The sequence below is a fragment of the Streptomyces sp. NPDC007164 genome (assembly GCF_040634135.1).
Lineage (GTDB): Bacteria > Actinomycetota > Actinomycetes > Streptomycetales > Streptomycetaceae > Streptomyces > Streptomyces sanglieri.
This window is the reverse complement of record NZ_JBEYFB010000006.1, coordinates 127777-152688: the sequence shown is the minus strand read 5'-3', so window position 1 is coordinate 152688 and position 24912 is coordinate 127777. Positions and strand designations below refer to the sequence as shown.

Below are 24912 nucleotides of genomic sequence, written 5' to 3'. Positions count from 1 at the left end.
TCGAGAGGCCGGCCGGAAACGGAAAACGCAGAGGGCCCGTGAGACTCTGCGGTCTCACGGGCCCTCTGTCCGGGGTGGGCGATACTGGGTTCGAACCAGTGACCTCTTCGGTGTGAACGAAGCGCTCTCCCACTGAGCTAATCGCCCGGGCGCAGGCCAAACATTACCCCATGTCAGCGGCGCCCCATGACCACCCCCGGGTCACTCGTGGATCTTCCACGGCATGGTGATGCCGAACTTCCAGACGTAGATCCCCACCAGCACCGCGATGATCACCAGGCCGACCGACGTGAGGATGATGTTGCGCCGCCGGACCTTGGGGTCGAGCGCCCGCTGGGCGGCCTCGGTCACCTTCCGCCTGGTCCAGCGGAGCACCAGCTGCGCCCAGACGAATTCGGTCGCCCAGATCGCCATGCCGCCGAAGATCACCAGCCAGCCGGGGCCGGGCAGGGGCAGCATGATGATGCCCGCCACGACCACGGAGAGGCCGACGATGAAGACGCCGACCTGCCAGCTCAGGTGCAGCGTCCTGGACGCCTTGATGAACCCGGGCGCCCGGGAGCCGAGCTCCCGCTCCTTGGTCACGCCCTCGGTGACTTCACCCGTCACATCGTCCGCCCTGTCCCCCGTGCCGGACACCGGTGTCGCCGACGCGGCGTCCCCGTTCCGCACGTCACGCTCCGCATTCATGACAGCCAACCTACCGGAACGGCCTTCATCACCGGAATGGCCGCATAACCGAAAGTTACACACCGCCGCACGAGCTACCTGAAGGAACACAAAAAGGTCAGAGGGGTTTACAACGCCACCGTAGGTGGCATGTCGATTTCGCCGACGTGCGAATCCCCGAGCGCACACTGAGCGAAAGGCCCTGGCGCTTATGAACACCACGGTCAGCTGCGAGCTGCACCTGCGCCTCGTTGTGTCGAGCGAGTCCTCACTGCCTGTACCCGCGGGCCTGCGGTATGACACGGCCGATCCGTATGCCGTGCACGCCACCTTCCATACCGGAGCGGAGGAGACGGTCGAATGGGTATTCGCCCGCGACCTCCTTGCCGAGGGGCTGCACCGGCCCACCGGCACCGGAGACGTCCGCGTCTGGCCATCACGTAGTCACGGCCAGGGCGTCGTCTGCATCGCGCTGAGCTCCCCAGAGGGCGAAGCCCTGCTCGAAGCCCCGGCGAGGGCCCTGGAGTCGTTCCTGAAACGGACCGACGCCGCGGTTCCGCCAGGCACCGAGCATCGTCACTTCGACCTCGATACGGAGCTCTCACACATCCTGGCCGAGAGCTGAGCCAGGCCGAGAGCTGCACGGCGCCGTCCGACTCGGGGAGACGGCGCCGCGCGGAAAACCCCATAAGGCCGACACCGGCGCCGTCATCACGGAATCCACCGTGGTGACGGCGCCGGTGCACGCCCGGGGCTCGTGACGCCCGCCCCACGCCCCGGGGGACGCCCACCGGCCATGAATACCCGCCCGTGGCCGATATCCGCTCTCCGCACCCCCCACGGGCCGTCTCGGGCCTCTGTGCGGCACGACCCAGCCAGTAGAGTCAGCCCGCATCGGCGGGCACCCGCCCGCCGGAGGCAGGGAGCTGAAGCGTGCTGATCCCCCACGACACCCGGATCGCCCTCGACACGGTGGTCGAACTGGTGAACACCGCACCGGAGAGCGAACCCCCGGAGGGCGGGCAGCCGGAGAGCGGGCGGAGCGACGGCCTCGCAGACATCGAAGCGCTCTACGACTTCGCGCGGCGCCATCGGATCAGCGGCGTGGAGGAGCTCCACGACAAGGACCTGCGGGCGGTACGGGACGTACGGACGCGCTTCGCCGAGATCTTCGCGACGGACGACGCCCGGACCGCCGCCTCGCTCGTCAACACGCTCGTCGCCGCCGCCGGCACCACGCCCCAGCTCAGCAATCACGACGGCTACGACTGGCATGTGCACTACTTCGCCCCGGACGCGTCGATCGCCGACCACCTCGCCGCCGACTGCGGCATGGCGCTGGCCTTCATCGTGGTGGCCGGCGAGCAGGAACGGCTGCGGCGCTGCGAGGCGCCGGACTGCCGGCACGCCTTCGTCGACCTGTCCCGCAACCGCTCCCGCCGCTACTGCTCCAGCCGCACCTGCGGCAACCGTCTGCATGTGGCCGCGTACCGGGCACGCCGCAAGGAAGCGGCCGGCTGACCGTTCACAGCATGAAGAGATCGTGCAGCGCGGCCATCAGCAACAGGCTGCCGACCACCGCGAGGAAGATCATCAAAGGGGGCTGGGAGAGCGCGAAGAGGCAGCCGCGCGGCTCTTCGTCAGGGCGTGCGGGGACATCGCCCCGGGAGGTGTCGACCATCTCAGGACGATCATGACTCAGACCACCCCCCGTTGGCGATCAACACGCCTTTTTGCACCGGGAGTTCACCCACCCCGGGACCGGTCCGGATTCGCTCCGGCGTCCGATCGCCCGCCACACATTCGGTGCCGTGCCCGGAGCGCCGCGTACCCCAACTCCCCCGAGCGGAACGTCAGGACGCTGTCGCCACTGGCCAACGCCGCCTCGCACACCGCGAATTCGGGATGCCGTGGGCACGCCCCGGCGGCTTCCGCTCCGCCGTCTCAGCGCGGCGTCGAGCTGGACGCCCGCACCACGAGCTCCGGCTGGAGCACCACGCTGCGGTGCTCGTGCGTGCCGTCCTCGTCGTCCGACTCCTCCAGCAGCAGCTCCGCAGCCATCCTGCCCATGACGACCGCGGGCTGGCGGACCGAGGTGAGCGGTACGGCAGCGGCGGCGGCGAATTCGATGTCGTCGTAGCCGACGATGGCGATGTCCTGGGGCACCCGGACGCCCGCCGCGTACAGCGCCTGGAGCACGCCCAGGGCGAGCAGGTCGTTGGCGCAGAACACCGCGGTCGGCCGGGGCACCAGGCCGAGCAGCCGGGCCCCGGCATCGCGGCCCGCCGCCACGTCCAGCCGGTCGGAGGGGATCTCGACCAGCGCCCCGGGCGGCAGTCCGGCGTCCGCGAGGGCCGCCAGGGCGCCTTCGCGCCGGTCCCGGATCTGATGGAGGTCGCCCGGGCCGCTGACGTACGCCACCGAGCGGTGGCCGGCCGAGACCAGGTGACCGACGGCGAGGGCGCCGCCGCGGACGTCGTCGACGGAGACCGCACAGGTCCCCGTGGACGGCGCCACCCGGTCCACCAGCACGTAGGGGATCCGGTGCCGGGCGAACGCCTCCAGGTTCCGGCCGGTCGCGTCGGCCGGGGTGACCAGAACGCCGCAGACCCGCTGTTCGGCGAAGAGCCCGAGGTACTCGGCCTCCTCGGTCGGGCTCTGGTCACTGTTGCAGACCATGACACCAAGACCGGCCGCCCGGGCGGCGCGCTCGGCGCCGCGGGCCACGTCCACGAAGAACGGGTTGCCCATGTCGAGGACGAGCAGCGCCATGATCCGGCTGCGGCCCGCCCTGAGCTGACGCGCCGACTCGCTGCGCACGTAACCGAGTTCCCCGATGGCGGCGAGCACCCGGGCGCGGGTCTCCGGCAGCACCGCCTCGGGCCGGTTGATCACGTTGGACACGGTGCCCACGGAGACTCCGGCCTGCCGGGCCACATCCTTGATCCCTGCCACACGCGCCACTCGTCCTGCCCCACTGATGCCTTCGGCCGCACCGGTCTGCGGCGTGTCCCCATCGTACGGACGGCGTTACGGGACGGACCGGTCCCGTAACCGGACAGCCCGGCTCCCCGAGCCGCCCCTCCCCACGGAGTGAATTGTTTCAATCCGGTCGCCACAAGCTAGCTCTACGTCTGTACACCGTCAACAATCATCCATGAATCGATTCATTGCCCATGGATCAACCGCCCCGGCTCTCCGGAGCCGGGGCGGAAGCGGGATCGGAGGCAGAAGGAGAAGCAGAGGCAGGGATCAGATTCCGTGCTTCTTCAGGATGGCCTCGATGTCGCTGAAGTCCTCGCCCGGCGCGGCGGACTGCTGCCGGGACTTCGCCTTCGGCCGGTCCCGCGTCCCCTGGGACCCCGCGCCCAGGGACGGCGCCGCGGCCGCGGGGGCGACCGCCTCGCCCTGTGCCGCCCGCGCGGCGGCCCGGCGCTCCTTGCGGGTCCCGCCGCCTCGGCGCTCGATCGCCCGGGTCGTCATGAACAGCAGCCAGGCCACCGCGAGCAGCCCGAAACCGAGCCAGACACTCGGCTTGAAGGCGATCCCGGCGACCCAGTCCACGATCCCGGTCAGGACCAGCGCGATCGGGACGAGGGAGTAGGCGGCGATACGGGCCGCGGCGAGGAACCGCTTTCGCCAGGCGGTGACGGCGGCGATGCCCAGGCCCGCCGCGGACACCGCGGAGCAGATGGTCTCGGCAAGCATCGGTGCCTCCTGGCGCAAGGGGAAACGTCCCTTCCATCCTGCACCGATGACCGGCCCGGTGGCCACGATCCGGGACCGCATCAGGGACATTTCAGGGCCGGGATCCTCCCCAGGTGCCGATCGGCGCCGGGCCGGCCGTAGGGAGCCCCGGCGGACCGGGTGCCGATTGGGAGGCTCGCGCACGCCCTGGGAGACTGGCCGCATGAGCGATTCCACCCCTGCGGCCCCCGTCGTCCTCGACGTCTGGTGCGAGCTCCAGTGCCCCGACTGTCACCAGGCCCTCACCGATGTGCACGCCCTGCGGGCCAAGTACGGCGACCGGCTGGAGGTGCGGCTGCGGCACTTCCCGCTGGAGAAGCACAAGCACGCCTACGCCGCCGCGCAGGCCGCCGAGGAGGCCGCGGACCAGGGAAGGGGCTGGCCGTACATCGAGGCGGTGCTCGCCCGTGCCGCCGATCTCGCCCGTACCGGTGAGCCGCTGCTCGTCGAGGTGGCACGGGAACTCGGCCTGGACGCCGAGGAGATGGACACCGCGCTGATCGACGGGCGCCACATGCTGATCGTCGACGCCGACCAGGCCGAGGGCAAGGCGATCGGCGTCACCGGCACCCCGACGTATGTGATCGGCGACGAGCGGCTGGACGGCGGCAAGAGCCAGGACGGGCTGCGCGAGCGGATCGAGGAGATCGCCGACCGGCTGCTCGCCGAGCGGAGCTGAGCTGAACGACCCGGCACTCGCCGAGCGGCCCGGTCCTCAGAGGTTCTTGGCGAGGCTGTACCGAGTCGTCCGGTATCCGAGCGACTCGTACAGCCGCAGGGCAGGTGTGTTGGACGCGAGGACGTGCAGTCCCAGCCGGTCGTCGCCCGCGCCGAGCGCGATGCGTTCCGCCTGGAGCATCAGCGCCCGGCCGAAACCCCGCCCCCGGAACTCCGCACGCACCTCGACGTCGAAGACGTAGCCCACCAGCATCCCCGGATGCATTTCGTACCGCGCCACCCAGACCAGGCCCACGGCCTCGCCCTCGTGCATGAGGACGTGCAGATGCGTTCCCTCGGTGGCGAGGCCGTGCGGCAGGTTCTGGGCGTGGCTGGTCTCGGCCTTCCGCATGGCCTGATCCGCGGGGACGCCGCGTTCGATCCAGGTCTGTGCGTACTCGGTGATCGCGTCGCGCTCCCAGCGCGCGAACTCTTCCTCCGTCATCGGCCGGGCGCTGACACCGTCGGGCAGGGCGGGCGGGGCCGGATCCAGTTGTTTGACCATGTTCCTGCTGCGCTCGGCGTACCCCAGCGTGGTGGCCAGCGCGTGCCCCGCCGGATCGTCCGCCGGGACCAGCACGGTCATCCGGGTGCAGCCCCAGCCGCGCAGCACCTCTTCGGCCGCCAGCGCCGCGATGGTGCCACGACCGCGCCTGCGGCGGGACTCGTCGATGCGCAGGGAGCGCAGCACGCCCGCCTTCGTACCGAATCCGGGATCGGTGCCGATCTCGACGGCGCCGACGGGCCGCCCGTTGTCGCACACGTCGTACGCGCGGATCTGCGCGCCGTCGGCGCCTTGCTGGATCGGCCCGGTCGGCCGGAGGGTGGTGGTCATCGGAGATGTTCTATCCGCTGGAGCCCGGCCCGTCACCCGATTTCCGGTTCGGACCTGCCCGGCTCTACGGGTCGAGGTCGTTTCCGGCCCGCTCGTCGAAGATCCGCATCGCCTTGGCGGTGACGGGGCCGACCCCGCCGGGCAGCTCGCGGCCGTCCACCCGGTCGACGGCCTGCACATCGCGCAGGGTGGAGGTGAGGAAGATCTCCTCGGCCCGCTCCAGGACGTCGAACGGCAGCTCGGTCTCCTGCGCGCCCGTCCACTCCACGGCCAGCGCGCGGGTGATCCCGGCGAGGCAGCCGGAGGCGACCGGCGGGGTGTGCAGCCGGCCGTCGAGGACGACGAAGACATTGGACCCGGTGCCCTCGCAGAGCTGCCCCGCGGTGTTGGCGAAGAGCGCCTCCGAAGCGCCGTGCTCGTGTGCGCGGGCGAGGGCGACGACGTTCTCGGCGTACGAGGTGGTCTTGAGGCCGGTGAGCGCGCCGCGTTCGTTGCGCGTCCAGGGGACAGTGATCACGGCGGTGGTGTCGGGACGGCGGGCCGCCTCGCCGAGGGCGACGACGAGGCCCGGTCCGGCGTTGCCGCGGTCGGAGCCGAGCGGGGAGAGCCCTCCGGTATAGGTGATGCGGAGCCTGCCGAGTGCCATCGGGTTGGCGTCGATGACGTCGGCGCAGGCGCGGCGGACCTCGTCGAGGTCGGGGTCGGGGAGTCCGAGGCCGCGGGCCGAGCGGGTCAGCCGGCCGAGGTGGCGGGTGAGGGCGAAGGGCCTGCCCTCGACGGTCTTGACCGTCTCGAAGATGCCGTCCCCCACGGTGAGTCCGTGGTCGAGCACGGACACCCTGGCGTCTTCGGCCTCGCGCAGTTCGCCGTTGACCCAAATCCTCATTCTGCGGTCCTTCCGGTTTTTTGGTGATCGCCCGACGCCACGGAGAGCAGCCTGGACGCCTTGAGTTCGGTCTCGTCCCACTCGCGTTCCGGATCGGAGCCCCAGGTGATGCCGGCCCCGGTGCCGAAGCGGAGGACCGGGGCGGGACCGGTCCGGTCGATCCAGAAGGTGCGTATGCCGACGGCGAGCGAGGCGGTACGGCGGTCGGCGTCGACCCAGCCGATGCCCCCGCAGTAGGGCCCGCGCGGTGCGGTCTCCAGCTCCTCGATGATCCGCAGGGCGCTGGACTTGGGTGCTCCCGTGACGGAGCCGGGCGGGAACGCGGCGCCGAGGAGTCCGGGCCAGCCGGCGCCCTCGGGGAGCTCCCCGCGCACGGTGGAGACGAGGTGGACCAGGCCGGGGTGCTTCTCGACCACGCAGAGGTCGGGAACGGTGACCGATCCGGTCGCGCAGACCCGGCCCAGGTCGTTGCGGACCAGGTCGACGATCATCACGTTCTCCGCGTGGTCCTTCTCCAGCAGATCGCCCTCGGTCCGCCCGGTGCCCTTGATCGGTCCCGATTCGACGGTCCGGCCGTCCCGCTTCAGAAAGAGTTCGGGGGACGCGGTGGCTGTCTCCACGCCGTGCGCGGGCAGCCGGATCGTTCCCGCGTACGGGGCGGGGTTGCCGCGGGCCAGCAGCGCGGTCAGCGCGTCCACGTCGGCGGCGTCCGGATCGGGCAGCGGCGCGGTCAGCACCCGGCAGAGGTTGGCCTGGTACACCTCGCCCCCCGCGATGTACTCACGGATCCGGCGTACGCCCGCGATGTACGCGGCGCGGTCCAGGGACGAGGTCCAGTCACCGACCGCGGGCCCGTGCCATGCGCCGGGCACGGGGGCGGGCACCGCTTCGGTGCGTACGGATCCGAAGCGCGCGCATACGAGGCGGCCCTCGAAATCGGCGGATACGGCCCAGAAACCGGACGATTCAAGGGCTGCGGGATCACTGGTCACGTCCCGCAGATCGGACGCGACGAGGCCGCCGAAGCGGGCTATTGGAGCGAGGTCGTGCACGTCGTCGAGTCTAGGGCGGCCCGCGATGACCTGCGCCGGGGCATACGCACCTCAGCACGCTGCACAAACGCGTTTTTGTACTGGCCCGGGAATCCGCTAGAGTTCAACACGTCGCCGGGACGCGCAAGCGGACCGGGAAAGACAAGCGGACGTAGCTCAGTTGGTAGAGCGCAACCTTGCCAAGGTTGAGGTCGCCAGTTCGAACCTGGTCGTCCGCTCGCAAAAAGTGGGGGATCTTCCCGAACCCTCACTCCTGGTGGAGTGGCCGAGAGGCGAGGCAACGGCCTGCAAAGCCGTCTACACGGGTTCAAATCCCGTCTCCACCTCCAAGGACGATTAGCTCAGCGGGAGAGCGCTTCCCTGACACGGAAGAGGTCACTGGTTCAATCCCAGTATCGTCCACCGGTCCGCAAGGATCCCCCGCGCGATTAGCTCAGCGGGAGAGCGCTTCCCTGACACGGAAGAGGTCACTGGTTCAATCCCAGTATCGCGCACGCAGTACACGCAGGTTCACCCTGCGCGATTAGCTCAGCGGGAGAGCGCTTCCCTGACACGGAAGAGGTCACTGGTTCAATCCCAGTATCGCGCACCACCAGAAGCCCCGGTCGTCCCGACGACCGGGGCTTCGTCGTTTCCGGAGTACGTCGCTTCCGGCGCGCGCCTTCGGGCGCGGAGGCACTGCGGGCCCGGACGGAACGCGTCCGGGCCCTCGGTCACGCACTCAGTGGTGGTGTCCCGTTCAGCTGGTGTCCCGTTCAGGACGAGAAGAGCATGCGACCGAAGCTCTTGTGGCGGTAGTGACCGCCGTGGCCGCCGTGGTGCTGCGGGGCGCCCCAGGCGGGCGCCGGGGCGGACGGGTACGCCTGCGGGGCCGGCGGTGCGGGCGGGGCCTGCTGCGTCCACTGCGACTCGATGCGGGTGAGGGACTCCAGCTCGCCGTAGTCGAGGAAGATTCCCCGGCAGCCGCTGCACTGCTCGATCTGTATGCCGTTGCGGTTGTACGTGTTCATCTGTGCGTGGCACTTGGGACACTGCATGGTTCGGCTCACTCCTCGCCGTCGGGTCGCCGTCGCCGGAATTCATGCCCGCCGACGGTCGGTTCAGCCTACGACGAGTGTTCGGCGCCCAACTCGGGCGGGAGAGATGCAATTCGGGCACAGGCGTCGATCATTGTCTCTTCCACCTCATCCGGAGTGCGGTCCTCCACCGCCGACTTGGCGCATGCGAGCGCGGCGGCCTGCACGGTCAGCGCGCGGGCCGGCACATCCAGGTCCGGCCAGGGGTCGCCCTCGGCGGACACGGCGGGGCCGCCCGCTGCCCGGTAGGCGTCCAGGAAGCGGAGCCAGACCTCGGGGGGCAGGATCCCGGCCGCGTACCAGGCGGCGGGGCGGGCGAGGTCCCAGGCGGGGTCGCCGAGACCCGCGTCGTCCACGTCGATGAGCAGCCAGGGTCCGTGCGGGGCCGGGTGGCGGACGAGCTGGCCGAGGTGCAGATCGCCGTGGCAGAGGAAGCGCGACCTGTGCGGGGGCGCGGCGGCCTCGTCGCGGGCCCAGGCCGGCAGTCGGCGCCAGGCTTCGAGTACGGGGGCGGTGGCCGGGTCGCCGGGCCGGGCGGCCCGCATCCGGGCGACGGCGAGCGCGGCCTTCGCGGGGCCTCGCATGGGCGGGAGCGCGAGGGAGGCCGGGGCCGGGGTCCGGTGCAGCCCGGCCAGCAGGACGGCGGCCTCCTCCCAGGGGGCGGCGTCCGGGTCGCCGGGGTCGACGGGCCGGCCGTGGGGCCAGAGGGTGACCGGGCGGCCGTGGAGGGTGGCGGGCGGCGCGCAGGGGCCGGAGATCAGCGGGGCGAGCAGAATGCCGGTCAGATGTGGGTCGTTCGCGAGGGTGAGGCGGGTGAGCAGGCCGGGGGTGTCCGTGTCGGGGGCGTGGGCCTTGGCCACGACGGCCCCGCTGCGGACCACCGTGCCGTCCGCACGGTCCGCGAGCACTGTCGGGGGCGGGCAGGCGCACGGGGCCCCGGGGTGTTCGTGGGCGGCCCGATGGGCGAGATCGCCCAGCGCGCGTACGACTGCGGTGGGCACGGTCTCCCCCGGTGGCGGACTGGTGCGGACCGGGCCCGGTCCGCACCGGGCCCGCCGATGAGCGTACGCGCGCCGGAATCGGCCGCGGACGGCGGTGAGCGCCACTGCGACGGAAGGACTCGCGGGCGGCGCGGGCGCCGCCGGGCTGCGAACGGCCCCGGAAAGCGCGATGTCCGGTCAGCTCCCCAGCTGACCGGACAAACGCTGCCGTCCGCCGCACCCCCGTCCCCACGGGGTTGTTGGCCGGATGTCCCGGTCCGGACCGCTCTTCCGGACCCGGGGCGCCGCTCAGCGCCCCAGCATCACGCCCACGGACGACGCCTGTGTGACCACTGCGTCCCAGCCGCCGAAGACGACCACGAGCAGGGCCGCCAGAGGAAGAACCATCGCCGTCGCCACCAGCGGGTGGCGGGTGCCGGAGGACGGGCGGCTGCCGAACGAGGCTTGGGCCCTGCGTCCTGCGCGGATCATGGTCCGCGGTGCCGTGTCCGCCATGGTTCCTCTCCTGACTCGATGTGGGGCGGCGGGCGTGTGACCTCGGGGGACGAGTATGGCGCCCGCCGCTTGACCTCAACATTAGGGACGCGGCGTGCTGCGGGCGTCATGCCCGCGTACCGATTGCCGGGCCTCCCGGAGGATGAGCCGCGGGCCGTCGGCGTACTCCCCTGGGTGGAGACCGGGCGCCCGACCCCGGGGACATCCCGGAGGGGGTACCCGGGGTCGGCGGCGCGATCCGCGCGGCACCGGGAGCCGTTGTGCGACGTGGCCCACCGGGGCGCGCGGCGACGGGCACCGTGACTTCACTCACCCTTCCCTCCCCCGCTTCCCGGCGGCCCGCTCCGGTACGCCGGCGGGGGCCGCGGGCGCCCGTCCCGGCCGAGGCCGGCGCCGTACCTCGGATGTCCGGTGGCGCTCCAACCACCTCTCGCCGCAACCGTCTTGGGGTCCGGACCCGGCCGGCACGGCATCCGTCCGGGACCCATGCCCCGTCAGGGAGCGGGCCGCGCACGGACAATCGATCGGCCGGTGAGGGCGCGGCCTCTGAGCACCCCGGGCGCCGGGTACGTAAGCTGTGCCTCGTCAGGCGGACCAGGCAGCGGGGATGGGCAGACATGGCGATGATGCGGCTCCGGCGCGAGGACCCGCGTGTCGTCGGCTCGTTCAGGCTGCACCGGCGGCTCGGTGCGGGCGGTATGGGTGTCGTCTACCTGGGCTCGGACCGGCGGGGCCAGCGGGTGGCGCTGAAGGTGATCCGCCCGGATCTGGCGGAGGATCAGGAGTTCCGCTCCCGCTTCGCGCGCGAGGTGTCCGCCGCACGGCGGATCCGGGGCGGCTGCACGGCGCGGCTGGTGGCCGCGGACCTGGAGGCGGACCGTCCGTGGTTCGCCACGCAGTACGTACCGGGCCCCTCGCTGCACGACAAGGTCGCCGAGGAGGGGCCGCTGTCGGCGGCCGAGGTGGCCTCGATCGGGGCCGCGCTCTCCGAGGGCCTGGTGGCGGTGCACGAGGCCGGTGTCGTCCACCGCGATCTGAAGCCGTCGAACATCCTCCTCTCCCCCAAGGGCCCCCGGATCATCGACTTCGGGATCGCCTGGGCGACCGGTGCCTCCACCCTCACCCATGTCGGTACGGCGGTGGGCTCGCCCGGGTTCCTGGCGCCCGAGCAGGTGCGCGGCGCGGCCGTGACGCCCGCGACCGATGTGTTCTCGCTCGGGGCCACGCTCGCGTACGCGGCCATGGCCGACTCGCCCTTCGGGCACGGCAGTTCCGAGGTGATGCTGTACCGCGTGGTGCACGAGGAGGCCCAGTTGCGCGATGTGCACGATGCCCTCGCGCCACTGGTGAGCGCCTGTCTGGCGAAGGACCCGGAGGAGCGGCCGAGCACGCTCCAACTCTCCATGCGGCTCAAGGAGATCGCGGCGCGGGAGGCGCAGGGGCTGCATGAGAGCCGGCCGCCCGTGCAGCGTTCGGCGCAGGAACTGGACCGGCCGACCGGCCGTCTCGACGGCCCGTACACCGAGCAGCAGACCCGGCGGGCGGCTCCTCCCGCGCCCCGTCAGCAGAAGCAGAAGCAACCGCAGGGCAGCAGGCCGTCCTCGTCGTCGCGGGCCGGGTCGCCCCGGACCGGTGGGTCGCGCCCCCAGCAGCATCAGCCGCCGCGCAACACCACCCGGTCCGGGCGGCGCCCGCAGGGTACGAACGGGGCGAACGGCCGGCCGGGAACGCGGCCCGGGGCCCGTACGACTTCGGCGGGGCTGCGTCCCGCCAATCCGCGGCTGCTGCGGCAGCGGCTCGTCGTCTTCGTCGTGGTGACCCTGCTGGTGGCGCTCGGCATCGCGGCGGCCCAGGGCTGCCAGGGGCCGTCCCGGGGGCTGGGGACGGATCCGGGCCCGAAGCAGGACCGGAGCCACGCCCGGTTCGAGACCCCGCCGCAGGACCGGCGACTGGACACGCCCTAGCCGGTCGGGTGCGCGGGTGACTGCCCGCGCAGTTGCCCGGTCAGTTCTGCGGGCGGCCCGATGCCACCGCGTAGAAGGCGACCGCCGCGGCCGCTCCCACGTTGAGCGAGTCCACGCCGTGCGCCATCGGGATGCGCACCCATTCGTCGGCGGCGACCAGGGCCCGGGTGGACAGCCCGTCGCCCTCGGCGCCCAGCATCAGGGCCACCCTGTCCATCCGGTGCGGTGCCGCCTCGTCGATGCTGCCGGCCTTTTCGTCCGGGGTCAGCGCGAGGAGCCTGAAGCCCGCTTCCCGTACGGTCTCCAGGTCCTTGGGCCAGGTGCCGAGACGGGCGTAGGGGACGGAGAAGACCGCGCCCATCGAGACCTTGACGGAGCGCCGGTAGAGCGGGTCGGCGCAGTCCGGGGAGAGCAGCACGGCGTCCATGCCGAGGGCGGCGGCGCTGCGGAAGATCGCCCCGATGTTGGTGTGGTCGTTGACGGCCTCCATGACCACGACCCGGCGGGCCGTCGTCAGCAGTTCGTCGGCCGTCGGGAGCGGCTTGCGCTGCATCGAGGCGAGCGCGCCACGGTGCACGTGGTAGCCGGTGACCCGCTCGGCGAGTTCGGGGCTGACCGCGTACACCGGGGCCGGGACCTCGTCGATGACGTCCCGCATGAGGTCGACCCACTTCGCCGAGAGCAGCATCGAGCGCATCTCGTACCCGGCGTGTCTGGCGCGTCTGATGACCTTCTCGCCCTCGGCGATGAAGAGGCCCTCCGCGGGCTCCCGCCTGCGCCGGAGTTCGACGTCGGTCAGTCCGGTGTAGTCACGCAGTCGGGGGTCGTCGGGGTCGTCGACGGTGATGAGATCAGCCACGGGTTTGATACTGCCTTGTCCGGTGTGTGGTGCCAACGGCTCGGAGGAAGATCCGTTACCGCTGGTTACTCGGTGGGGGTGCGGGCGGTGTCCGGGCCGGCTATTCGGCGGGGCGCGGTGCGGCGCCGGTGCCGACCGCGACGACATCGCCGATGACGATGACCGCGGGGGGACGTACGTCCTCGGCGGCGGCCCGTTCGGCGACGGTCGCCAGGGTCGCGTCGACGCGGCGCTGAGCCGCCGTGGTGCCCTCCTGGACCAGGGCGACCGGGGTGTCCGGCGACTTGCCGTGGGCGACGAGGGCCCGGGCGATGGCGCCGATCTTGTCGACGGCCATCAGCAGGACCAGGGTGCCGCGCAGCCGGGCGATCGCCTCCCAGTCGACCAGCGAGCGCTCGTCGTCGGGGGCGACATGGCCGCTGACGACGGTGAACTCATGGGCGACCCCGCGGTGGGTGACGGGGATTCCGGCCGCCCCGGGCACGGAGATCGAGCTGGAGATGCCGGGGACCACGGTGCACGGGATGCCCTCGGCGGCGAGCGCCTGTGCCTCCTCCATGCCCCGGCCGAAGACGAACGGGTCGCCGCCCTTGAGCCGTACGACGGCCTTGCCTGCCCTGGCGTGCTCGATGAGCGCCTGGTTGATCGCCTCCTGGGCCATGAAGCGTCCGTACGGGATCTTCGAGGCGTCGATCACCTGGACGTGCGGCGGCAGTTCGTCGAGCAGGTCGCGCGGGCCGAGCCGGTCGGCGATGACGACATCGGCCTCGGCGAGGAGGCGGCGGCCGCGCACGGTGATCAGGTCGGGGTCGCCGGGGCCGCCGCCGACCAGGGAGACCCCGGGGGCGGGCCGGGTGCGGTGGTGCGGGGCGGCGAGCGTGCCGTCGCGCAGTCCCTCGACGATGGCGTCGCGGACGGCGGCGGAGTGGCGCGGGTCGCGGCCCTGGGCGTCGGTGGACAGGACGGCGACGGTCACGCCCTCGCTGCGGCCGGTCGCCGGGGTCCAAGCGGTCGCCACATCGGCGTTGTCGCTGCGCACGCACCAGGTGCGGGTGCGCTCGGCCTCGGCGGACGCGGCGTCGTTGGCGGCGTCGTCGTCGGAGGCGATGAGCGCGTACCAGGTGTCGGCCAGGTCCCCGTCCTCGTACCGGCGGCGCTCCCAGCGGATCTCACCGGCGTCGGCCATCGCCTCGACGGCCGGGGTGGCGGACGGCGACACGAGGGTGATGTCGGCGCCGGCCGCGATGAGCGTGGGCAGGCGGCGCTGCGCGACCTGGCCGCCGCCGACGACGACGACGCGGCGCCCGCTCAGGCGCAGTCCGACGGGGTACGCGGGGTGATCGGCGTGCTCGGCCATGGCGGTGCGGACTCCTCGTGCGGTGCGGGGTGCGGGCCGCTGCGACGGTGGAGCGGCTGTGACGTGCGGTTTTGTGGGTGGGTCCACGATACGGGGTGCGCCGGGGCGCGGGCGGGGGCTGCCCCGCCCGAAACCCTGGCCCCTGCCGGGAACCACGTACCCGGCCCGGCGCTCATGGCGCCGGGCCGGGTCGGCCGTGGCCGGGTGCTACTTCTCGGTGACGCCCGCCGAGTCGAACGTCGCGACTTCGTGCATCGCCCGCGCCGCGCTCTGCACGATCGGCAGCGCCAGCAGCGCCCCGGTGCCTTCGCCGAGGCGGAGGTCGAGGTCGACCAGCGGGCGCAGGCCCAGCTTGTTGAGGGCGGCGACATGGCCGGGCTCGGCGCTGCGGTGGCCCGCGATGCAGGCGGCGAGGGCCTCGGGGGCGATCGCCCGCGCGACCAGGGCCGCGGCGCCCGCGCTGACACCGTCCAGGATGACCGGCGTGCGGAGCGAGGCGCCGCCCAGCAGGAAGCCCGCCATCGCGGCGTGCTCCAGACCGCCGACCGCGGCGAGCACGCCGATCGGGTCGGCCGGGTCGGGCTGGTGCAGTTCGAGGGCGCGGCGTACGACGTCGACCTTGCGGGCGTGCATCTCGTCGTTGATGCCGGTGCCGCGACCGGTCACCTCGGCCGGGTCCATGCCCGTGTACACGCAGATCAGCGCGGCCGACGCCGTGGTGTTGGCGATGCCCATCTCGCCGGTGAGCAGGCCCTTGTTGCCGGCCGCGACCAGATCGCGGGCGGTCTCGATGCCGACCTCGATCGCGGCGAGCACCTCTTCGCGGGTGAGCGCGGGACCGGTGGTGAAGTCGGCCGTTCCGGCGCGCACCTTGCGGGGCAGCAGGCCGGGTGTGGCGGGCAGCTCCATGGCCACGCCGACGTCGACCACGCACACCTCGGCGCCGACCTGGGCCGCGAACGCGTTGCAGACCGCTCCGCCGCCGAGGAAGTTGGCGACCATCTGGCCGGTGACCTCCTGCGGCCAGGCCGTGACGCCCTGGGCGTGCACCCCGTGGTCGCCCGCGAAGATCGCGACGGCCGCGGGCTCCGGGATCGGCGGCGGGCACATCCGGGAGAGCCCGGACAGCTGTGCCGAGATGATCTCCAGCATGCCGAGCGCGCCGGCGGGCTTGGTCATCCGCTTCTGGCGTTCCCACGCCTCGCCGAGCGCCTTGGCGTCCAGCGGACGGATGTTGGAGATGGTCTCCTGCAGGAGGTCGTGCGGCTCCTCGCCGGGCAGGGCGCGGCGGCCGTAGGTCTCCTCGTGGACGACCCAGGACAGCGGGCGGCGCTTGGACCAGCCCGCCTGCATCAGCTCGGGCTCCTCGGGGAACTCGTCGACGTAACCGACGCACAGGTACGCCACGACTTCGAGGTGCTCCGGCAGGCCGAGGGCCCGGACCATCTCGCGCTCGTCGAAGAAGCTGACCCAGCCGACGCCGAGGCCTTCGGCGCGGGCGGCGAGCCACAGGTTCTCGACGGCGAGCGCGGAGGAGTACGGGGCCATCTGCGGCTGGGTATGCCGGCCGAGGGTGTGGCGGCCGCCACGGGTGGGGTCCGCGGTGACGACGATGTTCACCGGGGTGTCGAGGATGGCCTCGATCTTCAGTTCCTTGAACTGCTTGGCCCGGCCCTTGGGCAGCGACTTGGCGTAGGCGTCGCGCTGACGCTGTGCCAGTTCGTGCATGGAGCGGCGGGTCTCCGCCGAGCGGATGACCACGAAGTCCCAGGGCTGCGAGTGGCCGACGCTGGGCGCCGTGTGTGCGGCTTCCAGGACGCGGAGCAGAACCTCGTGCGGGATGGGGTCGCTGCGGAAGCCGTTACGGATGTCACGGCGCTCACGCATGACGCGGAGCACCGCCTCGCGCTCGGCGTCGTCGTAGCCGGGGGCCGGCGGGCCGGCGGGAGCCGCGGCCTCTTCGGGCTCGGACGCCTCGGGGGCGCCGGAGGCGTCCGGCGCCTCCGGGGCCTCGGCTTCAGCGGCGTCAGCGGCTTCCGGCTCAAGGGCCGGGGCCTGGGCCGGGGCGGCCACGGCGGGCTCCTGGACCTGGACTTCGACGGGCAGGGCTTCGGGCTGCGCCTCGGGCTGTACGGCATCCACCGGGCCGGCCTCCGCGACGGGAACGGCCTCCATGGCCTTCGCGGCCTCCGCGAGGGGCGTGATGTCCGGGGTCTCGATGACCTCGGGGCCCTGTTCGGGCTCCGGCTCGGACACCGCCGGCGCCTCGGCCCCGGGGGCCACGGCGGGCTCGACGACCTCGGCGGTCGCGGCGGGCTCGGCCGGTTCGGAAGGCTCGACGACGGCCTCGGCCGCGACGGGCTCCACCGACGCCACGGGCCCCAGGGCGATCGGCACGCGCTCGGCCTCGGGCTCGGGCTCTGCCGCGACCTCGGCTTCGGGCTCTGCCTCGGCCACGGGCTCCGCCGCGACGTTCTCCTCGGCCACGGGGGTCGGGGCCAGGTGCGGAGTCGTCGGTACCGAACCCTCCACGGGCACGAACTGGCCCATGGGGACGGCTTCCGCGTCGTCCTGCGGCGCGATCGCTTCGGCGGGGATCTCGGCCGGGACCTCCGCGGGCGTCCCGGCCTCGGCCGGGACCGGTTCGGCGGCGGGAACGGGAGCGGCCACGGCCGCCGGTGCCGCGACCGGAGCGGCCTGGACCAGCTGCGTCTCGGGCACCGGCACGGGCATCGGCTCCGAGGCCACCGGCTCCGAGGCGACCGGCTCCGAAACGGCCTGCTCCGGGGCGGCCTGCTCCGGGGCGGCCTGCTCCGGGGCGGCCTGCTCCGGAACGACCGATTCTGCTGCCACCGGGGCGGCCTCCGGCTGCGGGGCCTGGGCCCCCCACGGGCTGCCGCCCTGCGGCAGGATCTCGCCGAGCTGCGGGCCCGGCAGCGCCGAGGCGTCGTCAGCCGGCAGCTCGAAGTACTCCGGGCCGGTGGTCGGCGGTCCGGCGTGCCGTGCGGGGGCCTGGGCGCGGGCCTGCGCCTGGGGCGCGCCCGCGGGTCCGCGGTCGGCGAGCGAACGCACGACTCCGCCGGTCGGCGCACCGCCGTAGGACGGCGTGCCGTCGGGCACGACCGGGCCGCGGTGCAGCGGCTGGCGCGCCGGGGTCTGGGTCTGGGCGGCCGGAGCGGGGGCCGGGGTGGGCGACGGGATGCGTACGCCCGTCAGGTCGACCGAACCGGAGTCGCGGCCACCGGACTCGTGGGTTCCCTGGCCGGTCCCGGGCAGCTGCTCCGCCGCCGCCTGCTGAGCGGCGTACGCCTGCGCGGCCTGGGCCTGCACGGGCTCCTGCACCTGGACCTGGACGGGGCCCTGGGGCTGCGCGGGGGTCTCGCCGGCCGGCTGGGCATAGGGCTGTGCCACGGGCTGGGCCTGGTAGGCCCCCTGTCCGGGCAGCGGGGCCTGGGAGGCGATGCCCTCGGGGTACTGGCCCGGGGCCGGTACGGCCTGCGGGTCGCTCCAGGCTCCCTGCGGGCTCGGCATCAGGAGGAGGTCTTCGTCCTCGGAGACATGCTCGGAGGGAGCGAGGTAGGTGTAGGCGTCCGGGGCGGCGACGCCCGGCTGCTCCACCGTGCCTGCGTTCTCCGGCAGTCCCTCGACCGGGATCTGGCCGGTGTCACTCATGCGTACCCCTCGCCCATCGTCAGTGCTCCTTCGGCCCTTCGCCCGGGACGCCCGAACACGGCACGCCGGCGCTCGTCAACAAGAACGAGCGGGCTCGCCGCGCGGCACGAATCGGTCGCGGACATACTGCATTCTCGCGGCCGAACGCCACCGCGGCAGCTCATTTCGCCACGGCCCGCTGTGGACTGCGCCACGTCGCGCGTCCCCCGGTTCTGCCGTACCACAACGAGGGCCAAAACGGTCCCCTTTTCCGGACATTGACGAACGAAGCGACGAACGTCCGGGCGCGGTGCAACGATCGGCCAGCCTACCTCGCGCTGTACGCCGACCGGGTCACGGGGCGAGGTCGGAACGCAGCGCCGACAGGAGGAACACGACCGATCGTTCGCGCTCCGACCAGGCTGCCGTGTCGAGTTCGACGGACTGGAGGAGCGAGCAGCGGACCGTGTATCCGTTCCCGCTCAGGGCGGCGCCGAGCGCCTCGGCCTCGTCCCGGGTCGAGGCATGGGTCACGATGCGTTCCGGCCGCCGTTCGGTGACGGCGGTGACGACGGGCACCCCGCCGCCCCCGATCCGTACGACATCGGGTTCCGGCAGTCGTTCCAGCACATGGGGGGCCCGGCCCTCGACGACCTGGAGCTGCACGCCGAACGCCCGCGCCGCCGCCGCGGTCCGGGCACAGGCAGCCGGGTCGCTGTCGACCGCCAGGACCGCCGCGCCGAAGCGGGCCGCCTCCACGGCCAGGGCCCCGCTGCCGGAGCCGATGTCCCACAGGAGGTCGCCGGTCCGGGGGCCGAGGCGGGCCAGCTGGGCGGCGCGCAGCCCCGGGGACCCGCCCTCGCCGCTCTCCGCTGCGGCCCCGGTGGCCGCGCCGGCGTACGCCTCGGTGGGCAGCGCCCAGCCGCGTACGTCGTGGGGGCGGGCGGGGAGGCCGCCCGCGATCCAGGCGCCGGCGGCCTGCGGTTCGGGTCCGCCGCCGATGACGATGACCACGTTGGGGTCGCGCCAGACGTGGTCGGCGGCCTTCTCGGAGGTGACGACGGTGACCTGTTCGCGGCTGGTGCCGAGCTCCTCGCAGATGACGAAGGTGCGGTGGACGCCTTCGAGGAGCAGGGCGAGTTCGGCGGGTCCGGCGCCGGGCGAGGTGAGGACGGCGACCTTGTGGTGGGCGCGGCAGACGTTCACGGCGCGGCGCAGGGTGCGGGGGTGGGCGACGACCGTCCGGGCGTCCTCCCACGGCATGCCCGCGCGGGCGAAGGCGGCGGCGACCGACGACACGGCCGGGACGACCTCGACCTCCAGGCCGTGTTCGGGTGCGCGGAGGTTGCGTACGACTCCGAAGAAGCCGGGATCCCCGTCGGCGAGGACCACGGCGCTGCCCCGGTGGCCGGCGATCCGGCGGGCGGCGAGGTCGATGGAGCCCAGGCGGATGCGTTCGGCGTTCGCCGGGACTTCGGGAAGGGCGAGGTGGTGGGCGGCTCCGGCGACGAGCGTGGCGGCCGAGAGGGCGGCGGTGGCCGCTGCGGTCAGTGGCGAGCCGTCCCAGCCGATCACGGTGACCCGATCGGCCATCTTTCGTCAGTCTCCTGGAGTCGTCGCAGGTGGGGATGGCGGTGTGGGTCGGACAGGGTGAGAGTACCCGGTCCGTGCCGACGCAGGGTCGGGGCCCCTTCGCGGGGTCAGTTCCAGTCGTTGTAGGCGCCGTAGCCGCCTGCGTCGGCGAGCTGCTCGGCGACGCCTTCGAGGTCTTCGGGGAGCAGGCCCCAGACGATCAGGTCGGTCCTGATGTCGGTCCAGCCGCCGTCCGTGCCGTTCTCGGTCCGGGTCCGCGCTATCCGGGCGTTGCGCAGGACTCCCTCGCTGATGCAGCCGAGCTTCTGGGCGACCTGCTGGGAGGCGGTGTTGTCGGCGGCGGTCCGCAGCTCGATGCGTTCGAAGCCCTGGTCGCGGAAGAGCCATTGGGCCAGTGCGAGTACGGACTCGGTGGCGTATCCCTCGCCGCGGGCCCAGGGGGCGGTGATGTAGGCGGCCTCGGTGGCGCGGGTGCGCCAGTCGGTGTTGCGGAGCCGGACCGAGCCGACCAGGCGCTGGGTGAGGAATTCGGTGACGGCGAGGACGATGCCGTCGCCGCCGGTGCGCTGGGCGGGGGCGATCCTGCGGACCCAGCGTTCGGCGTCGACCTGGGTGTAGGGGTAGGGGGCCTCGGTCCAGGCGACGACGAGTTCGTCGTTCATCATCTCGATGTACGCGGGGACGTCCGCCATGTCGAAGGGGCGCAGCACCAACCGATCCGTGCTGATGGAGATGTCCGGAAAGGTGGAAGTCATGCGCAGCTCCATGCCGAAGACCGTTAAAGGCACAGCATGCAGCATCGGGGCGGTGGTGCGCATGGGCGGGTCCGCACGACGGAGCCCCGCGCCCCCCGGGTGGGGTGCGCGGGGCTCGTGGGACAAATGCCGTGTGGGTGTCAGGACTTGGCGGCGGTGCCGAAGGCCGGGACGATGGAGCCCTGGTAGGTGTCCTCGATGTACTTCTTGACCTCGTCGGAGTGCAGGAGCTCCACGAGCTTCTGGACGCGGGCGTCCTTCTCGTTGCCCTTCTTCACGGCGATGATGTTGGCGTAGGGGTTGCCGTCGGCCTTCTCCAGCACCAGGGAGTCCTTGGCGGGCTTGAGGTCGGCCTCGATCGCGTAGTTGCCGTTGATGACGGCGGCGTCGACGTCGTCCAGGGCGCGGGGCACGGTGGCGGCCTCCAGCTCCTTGAACTCCAGGCCCTTCTTGTCGGTGATGTCGCTCAGCTTGGCGCTGGTGCCGACGCCGTCCTTGAGGGTGATGAGGCCGTTCTCGGCGAGCAGCTGGAGGGCGCGGCCCTCGTTGGTGGTGTCGTTGGGGACGGCGACGGTCTGGCCGGCCTTGATGTCCTTGAGGTCCTTGACCTTCTTGGAGTAGAGGCCGAGCGGCTCCAGGTGGACGGTGCCGACGGAGACCAGGTGGGTGTTCTTCTTCTTGTTGAAGTCGTCCAGGTAGGGCTGGTGCTGGAAGAAGTTGGCGTCGACCTGGCCGGTCTCGGTGGCGGTGTTCGGCAGGACGTAGTCCGTGAACTCCTTGACCTCCAGCTTGAGGCCCGCCTTCTTCGCCAGGTTCTTCTCGACGAAGCCCAGGATGTCGGCGTGCGGCGTCGGGGACGCGGCGACGACGAGTGCCTTGGAGGTGTCGGCCTTGGCGCCGGTCTCGCTCTTGGCGCCCGGGTCGGACGAGGTGCCGCAGGCGGTGAGGCCGAAGGCGAGGGCGGCGGTGGCGGCGGCAGCCGCGGTGATCTTGATGTTCTTACGCACGAAAAGTGCCTCTTTCCGGTGGTGATGGTGGTGCGCCCGGACAAGGAGTTCGGGCTTGTGAGCGGAGTGGAAGTCTCAGGTGGTGGTGCGGCCGCGGCGGGCCAGCAGGCGTACGGCGCCGTCGCCGATCAGCTGGATCACGGTCACGATGACGATCAGCAGCGCGACGGTGATGAGCATGAACCGGTTGTCGAAGCGCTGGAATCCGTAGGTGACGGCCTTGGAGCCGAGACCTTCGCCGCCGACCGCGCCGGCCATCGCGGAGTAGCCGATGAGCACGATGACGGTGGTGGTGACGCCGGAGACGAGCGAGGGCAGCGACTGCGGCAGGAGCACCTTGCGGACGATCGTGGGGATGGATCCGCCCATCGACTGGACGGCCTCGACGAGCCCGTGGTCGACCTCGCGGACGGCGGTCTCGACGAGCCGGGCGAAGAAGGGGATGGCGCCGACGGAGAGCGGCACGATCATCGCGGACGGGCCGATGAAGGTGCCGACGACCCAGGTGGTGAAGGGGATCAGGGCGATCAGCAGGATGATGAACGGCAGCGAGCGGCCGATGTTCACGATCACGCCGATGACCTTGTTCACCGGGGCGTTCCGGAGCAGTCCGCCCTTGTCGGTGAGGACCAGCAGGACGCCGAGCGGCAGCCCGACGAGCACGGTGACGACCGTGGACCAGAGCACCATGTAGAGGGTGTCGATGGTCCCCTGGGTGAGCAGCGGCTGCATTTCGGACCAGGTCACTTCGCCACCTCCTTGGTGAGCGGGGCGGGGGTCTGTACGGGGATGGCGGGGCCGTCGTTCTCCACGACCTCCGCCTGGAGGCCCTGCTCGCGCAGGAAGCCGATCGGGACGACGTTCTCCTCGAAGCGGCCGGGCAGCTCGATGCGCATGCGGCCGATCTGCTTGCCGCCGACGGTGTCCATCGCCGCGCCCAGGATCGAGATGTCGATGTTGTACGTGCGGGAGAGCTGGGAGATCACCGGCCGGCCGGCCGCGTCGCCGTGGAAGGTGACGTCGACGACCGTGCTGTCAGGGCCGGAGGCCGCGCCGCCGACGGGGAACAGCTCGTGGGCCAGTTCGGAGCCGGGGGTGGCGAGGAGTTCGCCGACGGTGCCGGACTCGACGATGCGGCCCTTCTGCATCAGCGCGGCGGAGTCGCAGATCGTCTTGACGACGTCCATCTCGTGCGTGATGAGCAGGACGGTCAGTCCGAGCTGCTGGTTGAGGTCGCGCAGCAGCTGGAGGATGGAGCGGGTGGTCTCGGGGTCGAGGGCCGAGGTGGCCTCGTCGGAGAGCAGCACCTTGGGGTCCCCGGCGAGGGCGCGGGCGATGCCGACGCGCTGCTTCTGGCCTCCGGAGAGCTGGCCGGGGTAGGCCCTGGCCTTGTCGGCGAGGCCGACCAGGTCGAGGAGTTCGAGGGCCTTGCGGGAGCGGTCCCGGCCCGGGACGCCGAGGATCTCCAGCGGGAGTTCGATGTTGGCCTGGACGGTGCGGGAGGCCAGCAGGTTGAAGTGCTGGAAGACCATGCCGATGCGGCTGCGCGCCTCGCGCAGCTCCTTGCCGGCCCGGCGGCCGCGTCCGGCGAGTGCGGTGAGGTCCTGGCCTGCCACGGTCACGGTGCCGGAAGTGGGGCGCTCCAGGAGATTGATGCAGCGGATCAGGGAGGACTTGCCGGCGCCGCTCTGTCCGATGACGCCGTGCACCTCGCCCTCGCGGACGTGCAGGTCGACGCCGTCCAGGGCGGTGACCTCACGGCCGCGCGACTGGTAGACCTTCGTGAGGCCCGAAGTGGTGATCACAGGGGTTTCCGTCACTGTCGAGTGCGCGGCGCGGTGTCCGCCGGGCACGGGGCATTCGTCTGATGAGACTGTTCGGACGTTTCGATCGGACGTTCCAAGCTGGGATCTCGGCACGGCTCGGGGCGGCGGGTGGCCGGGCAGCGGTGCTGGGGCAGGCTCGTTCCGCTGGATGCGGACGGCTCGGGCTCGGTCTCGCTTCGGGGCGCGAGGATCGGGCGGGGGCCCTCAGAAGGTGCGCATTCGACACATACAACGAGCACCGGGCGTCGTGATCGCCTCGGTCGCAAGGATGCGGTTGCTCGTCGTGGTCATGGGCCAAGTAAAACAGACGTAACGTTCCTGCCGACCCCGCTGTCCGAATAGCGGACAGTCGTGGATGGTGTGGTGAGACGGCCCGGCCGGTTTCCGCGATTCCCGCCTGCCCGGCTGTGACCTGCGCCGATACGACGGAGAGGGCGCGGAGAGGCAATCGGCGCCGGTATCCGCGACCGGTCCGGAACGGTCGTGGGCTGTGGCAAAGGCCACGGCCCCCGTCCCGGTCGCCGCCCGGTCCGCGACCCGCCGGGAGCGGCGGCGGGGGGCGCACGCAGGGGGCCGTTTGGTCCGTAATACCCTCGCTCCATGCTTGTCGCCCTGACGGTCGCGGTCGCCGTGACCGCGCTCGCCCTCGCCGCCTGGTGCGGATTCGCCGCGTACCGGGACCAGCCGACCAAGGACTGGCACTTCATCGGGATGGCCGTGGTCTCGCTGCTGGCGCTGGCCCAGCTGGTGGTGGGCATCGTGCAGCTGTCCCGGGGCCAACGGCCCGAGCAGGGCATGACGATCTTCATCGCGTATCTGATCGGGGCCTTCCTCGCGGTGCCGGCGGCGGGTTTCCTGTCGCTGACCGAGCGGACCCGGTGGGGTTCGGTGACGGTGGCGGCGGGCGCGGTCGTGCTGGCCGTCCTCGAAGTGCGGCTCTACGACATCTGGGGGAACTGACCGTGACCGACACCGATCGCACCCCCGCGGCGGCCATCGGCGAGAAGCAGCCCTTCGACCTCGGCACCGGCCCCGGCCGGGTACTGGTCTGGTTCTACGGGGTGTTCACCGTCGCGGCCGCCTCCCGCTCGATCGTCCAGATGATCCTGGACTTCGGCAAGGCGCCGCTCGCCTACGTACTGTCGGCCGTCGCCGCGCTGGTGTACGGATTCATCACGTACTCGCTGGTGCGCGGGGGCGAGAAGGCCCGCAGGTCCGCGCTGGTGTGCTGCGCCGCGGAGCTGCTGGGCGTGCTGGTCGTCGGGACCTGGACGATGGCGGAGCCCTCGGCGTTCGCGGACGCCACCGTCTGGTCCGACTTCGGCATGGGATACCTGTTCATCCCGGTGATCCTGCCGGTCACCGGGATGATGTGGCTGCGCCGGGCCAGGACCGCGTAACTCCGGCGCGCCCGCCACGCGG

The 24912-nt window shown here is 72.2% G+C and carries 24 protein-coding genes and 6 tRNA genes; 11 read left to right on the top strand and 19 right to left on the bottom strand.

Translation table 11 applies throughout. From position 1 onward, the window contains the following. Positions 1-75: 75 nt before the first annotated feature. A tRNA-Val gene (locus ABZ622_RS12175) sits at positions 76-147 on the bottom strand. Between the two features lie 54 nt (positions 148-201). Then, positions 202-690: a TIGR02611 family protein gene (locus ABZ622_RS12170; protein ID WP_360542250.1), complete on the bottom strand. Its 489-nt coding sequence runs from the start codon at positions 688-690 to the stop codon at positions 202-204. Positions 691-880: 190 nt separating this feature from the next. Here ABZ622_RS12170 and ABZ622_RS12165 point away from each other — a divergent pair, with 190 nt between their 5' ends. Further along, positions 881-1294: an SsgA family sporulation/cell division regulator gene (locus ABZ622_RS12165; RefSeq protein ID WP_003959770.1), complete on the top strand. Its 414-nt coding sequence runs from the start codon at positions 881-883 to the stop codon at positions 1292-1294. Positions 1295-1602: 308 nt separating this feature from the next. Beyond that, positions 1603-2190, top strand: a complete 588-nt coding sequence (locus ABZ622_RS12160) for a CGNR zinc finger domain-containing protein (protein ID WP_360542249.1) — start codon at positions 1603-1605, stop codon at positions 2188-2190. A 4-nt stretch (positions 2191-2194) separates the two neighbouring features. On the opposite strand, the gene ABZ622_RS12155 is transcribed toward ABZ622_RS12160, so the two are convergent. The 3 genes from ABZ622_RS12155 to ABZ622_RS12145 all read right to left on the bottom strand — a co-directional run bounded on the left by ABZ622_RS12155 (position 2195) and on the right by ABZ622_RS12145 (position 4377). After that, on the bottom strand, positions 2195-2350 hold the full coding sequence (locus ABZ622_RS12155) for a hypothetical protein (RefSeq protein ID WP_360542248.1): 156 nt from the start codon (positions 2348-2350) through the stop codon (positions 2195-2197). Positions 2351-2613: 263 nt separating this feature from the next. Beyond that, positions 2614-3633: a LacI family DNA-binding transcriptional regulator gene (locus tag ABZ622_RS12150; protein WP_360542247.1), complete on the bottom strand. Its 1020-nt coding sequence runs from the start codon at positions 3631-3633 to the stop codon at positions 2614-2616. 288 nt (positions 3634-3921) lie between these two features. Next, the gene (locus ABZ622_RS12145; protein WP_360542246.1) at positions 3922-4377 is read right to left on the bottom strand and encodes a hypothetical protein; all 456 of its coding nucleotides are present in this window, start codon (positions 4375-4377) and stop codon (positions 3922-3924) included. A gap of 202 nt (positions 4378-4579) precedes the next feature. Between ABZ622_RS12145 and ABZ622_RS12140 the strand changes: the two genes are divergently transcribed. Further along, positions 4580-5095 (top strand): DsbA family protein, encoded by a 516-nt coding sequence (locus ABZ622_RS12140; RefSeq protein WP_360542245.1) that lies wholly within the window; start codon positions 4580-4582, stop codon positions 5093-5095. A gap of 36 nt (positions 5096-5131) precedes the next feature. Here ABZ622_RS12140 and ABZ622_RS12135 read toward each other — a convergent pair whose 3' ends face one another. From ABZ622_RS12135 to ABZ622_RS12125, 3 genes are all read right to left on the bottom strand, one after another. Then, positions 5132-5968, bottom strand: a complete 837-nt coding sequence (locus ABZ622_RS12135; RefSeq protein ID WP_360542244.1) for a GNAT family N-acetyltransferase — start codon at positions 5966-5968, stop codon at positions 5132-5134. A gap of 64 nt (positions 5969-6032) precedes the next feature. Next, positions 6033-6854: an aminodeoxychorismate lyase gene (locus ABZ622_RS12130; protein ID WP_360542243.1), complete on the bottom strand. Its 822-nt coding sequence runs from the start codon at positions 6852-6854 to the stop codon at positions 6033-6035. After that, complete coding sequence (locus ABZ622_RS12125) at positions 6851-7906, bottom strand: chorismate-binding protein (RefSeq protein WP_360542242.1); 1056 nt, start codon at positions 7904-7906, stop codon at positions 6851-6853. The genes ABZ622_RS12130 and ABZ622_RS12125 overlap by 4 nt, the downstream gene beginning before the upstream one ends. Positions 7907-8051: 145 nt before the next feature. On the opposite strand from ABZ622_RS12125, the gene ABZ622_RS12120 reads away from it, so the two are divergent. The 5 genes from ABZ622_RS12120 to ABZ622_RS12100 all read left to right on the top strand — a co-directional run bounded on the left by ABZ622_RS12120 (position 8052) and on the right by ABZ622_RS12100 (position 8498). Next, positions 8052-8124, top strand: a tRNA-Gly gene (locus ABZ622_RS12120). A 37-nt stretch (positions 8125-8161) separates the two neighbouring features. Then, positions 8162-8235: transfer RNA gene (locus ABZ622_RS12115), tRNA-Cys, on the top strand. A 1-nt stretch (position 8236) separates the two neighbouring features. Then, a tRNA-Val gene (locus ABZ622_RS12110) sits at positions 8237-8308 on the top strand. A 20-nt stretch (positions 8309-8328) separates the two neighbouring features. Next, a tRNA-Val gene (locus tag ABZ622_RS12105) sits at positions 8329-8400 on the top strand. Between the two features lie 23 nt (positions 8401-8423). After that, a tRNA-Val gene (locus tag ABZ622_RS12100) sits at positions 8424-8498 on the top strand. A gap of 163 nt (positions 8499-8661) precedes the next feature. On the opposite strand, the gene ABZ622_RS12095 is transcribed toward ABZ622_RS12100, so the two are convergent. The 3 genes from ABZ622_RS12095 to ABZ622_RS12085 form a co-directional block, all read right to left on the bottom strand. Then, on the bottom strand, positions 8662-8943 hold the full coding sequence (locus ABZ622_RS12095; RefSeq protein WP_360542241.1) for a zf-TFIIB domain-containing protein: 282 nt from the start codon (positions 8941-8943) through the stop codon (positions 8662-8664). A 68-nt stretch (positions 8944-9011) separates the two neighbouring features. Further along, positions 9012-9983, bottom strand: a complete 972-nt coding sequence (locus ABZ622_RS12090) for an aminoglycoside phosphotransferase family protein (protein ID WP_360542240.1) — start codon at positions 9981-9983, stop codon at positions 9012-9014. Between the two features lie 288 nt (positions 9984-10271). Then, the gene (locus ABZ622_RS12085; protein WP_124718801.1) at positions 10272-10478 is read right to left on the bottom strand and encodes a hypothetical protein; all 207 of its coding nucleotides are present in this window, start codon (positions 10476-10478) and stop codon (positions 10272-10274) included. A 617-nt stretch (positions 10479-11095) separates the two neighbouring features. On the opposite strand from ABZ622_RS12085, the gene ABZ622_RS12080 reads away from it, so the two are divergent. Beyond that, entirely contained in the window at positions 11096-12442 is a 1347-nt protein-coding gene (locus ABZ622_RS12080; protein ID WP_360542239.1) for a serine/threonine-protein kinase, read from the top strand. 40 nt (positions 12443-12482) lie between these two features. Here the strand turns inward: ABZ622_RS12080 and ABZ622_RS12075 are convergent, their stop codons facing one another. The 8 genes from ABZ622_RS12075 to ABZ622_RS12040 form a co-directional block, all read right to left on the bottom strand. Continuing rightward, the gene (locus tag ABZ622_RS12075; protein WP_342279809.1) at positions 12483-13301 is read right to left on the bottom strand and encodes an RNA methyltransferase; all 819 of its coding nucleotides are present in this window, start codon (positions 13299-13301) and stop codon (positions 12483-12485) included. A 100-nt stretch (positions 13302-13401) separates the two neighbouring features. Further along, positions 13402-14658 carry a uroporphyrinogen-III C-methyltransferase gene (gene cobA, locus ABZ622_RS12070; protein ID WP_360542238.1) on the bottom strand — a complete coding sequence of 419 codons (1257 nt, stop codon included), beginning with the start codon at positions 14656-14658 and terminating at the stop codon, positions 13402-13404. 207 nt (positions 14659-14865) lie between these two features. Continuing rightward, positions 14866-18330, bottom strand: coding sequence for a nicotinate-nucleotide--dimethylbenzimidazole phosphoribosyltransferase (gene cobT, locus ABZ622_RS12065; protein WP_360542237.1), 3465 nt, complete (start codon positions 18328-18330; stop codon positions 14866-14868). 333 nt (positions 18331-18663) lie between these two features. Further along, positions 18664-19902, bottom strand: a complete 1239-nt coding sequence (cbiE, locus tag ABZ622_RS12060; protein ID WP_360542236.1) for a precorrin-6y C5,15-methyltransferase (decarboxylating) subunit CbiE — start codon at positions 19900-19902, stop codon at positions 18664-18666. Positions 19903-20009: 107 nt separating this feature from the next. After that, positions 20010-20657 carry a GNAT family N-acetyltransferase gene (locus ABZ622_RS12055; RefSeq protein WP_124719375.1) on the bottom strand — a complete coding sequence of 216 codons (648 nt, stop codon included), beginning with the start codon at positions 20655-20657 and terminating at the stop codon, positions 20010-20012. A 140-nt stretch (positions 20658-20797) separates the two neighbouring features. Then, complete coding sequence (locus ABZ622_RS12050) at positions 20798-21664, bottom strand: MetQ/NlpA family ABC transporter substrate-binding protein (RefSeq protein ID WP_360542235.1); 867 nt, start codon at positions 21662-21664, stop codon at positions 20798-20800. A 75-nt stretch (positions 21665-21739) separates the two neighbouring features. Continuing rightward, positions 21740-22411, bottom strand: a complete 672-nt coding sequence (locus ABZ622_RS12045; RefSeq protein ID WP_266917165.1) for a methionine ABC transporter permease — start codon at positions 22409-22411, stop codon at positions 21740-21742. Then, a complete protein-coding gene (locus tag ABZ622_RS12040) occupies positions 22408-23469 on the bottom strand; it encodes an ATP-binding cassette domain-containing protein (protein ID WP_360542234.1) in 1062 nt (353 codons plus the stop codon). Before ABZ622_RS12040 ends, ABZ622_RS12045 begins: the two co-directional genes overlap by 4 nt. 621 nt (positions 23470-24090) lie before the next feature. Between ABZ622_RS12040 and ABZ622_RS12035 the strand changes: the two genes are divergently transcribed. Together ABZ622_RS12035 and ABZ622_RS12030 are read left to right on the top strand one after the other, a co-directional pair. After that, on the top strand, positions 24091-24450 hold the full coding sequence (locus ABZ622_RS12035) for a hypothetical protein (protein ID WP_360542233.1): 360 nt from the start codon (positions 24091-24093) through the stop codon (positions 24448-24450). 2 nt (positions 24451-24452) lie between these two features. Then, on the top strand, positions 24453-24890 hold the full coding sequence (locus ABZ622_RS12030) for a hypothetical protein (protein ID WP_360542232.1): 438 nt from the start codon (positions 24453-24455) through the stop codon (positions 24888-24890). The last annotated feature ends 22 nt before the right edge of the window (positions 24891-24912 follow it).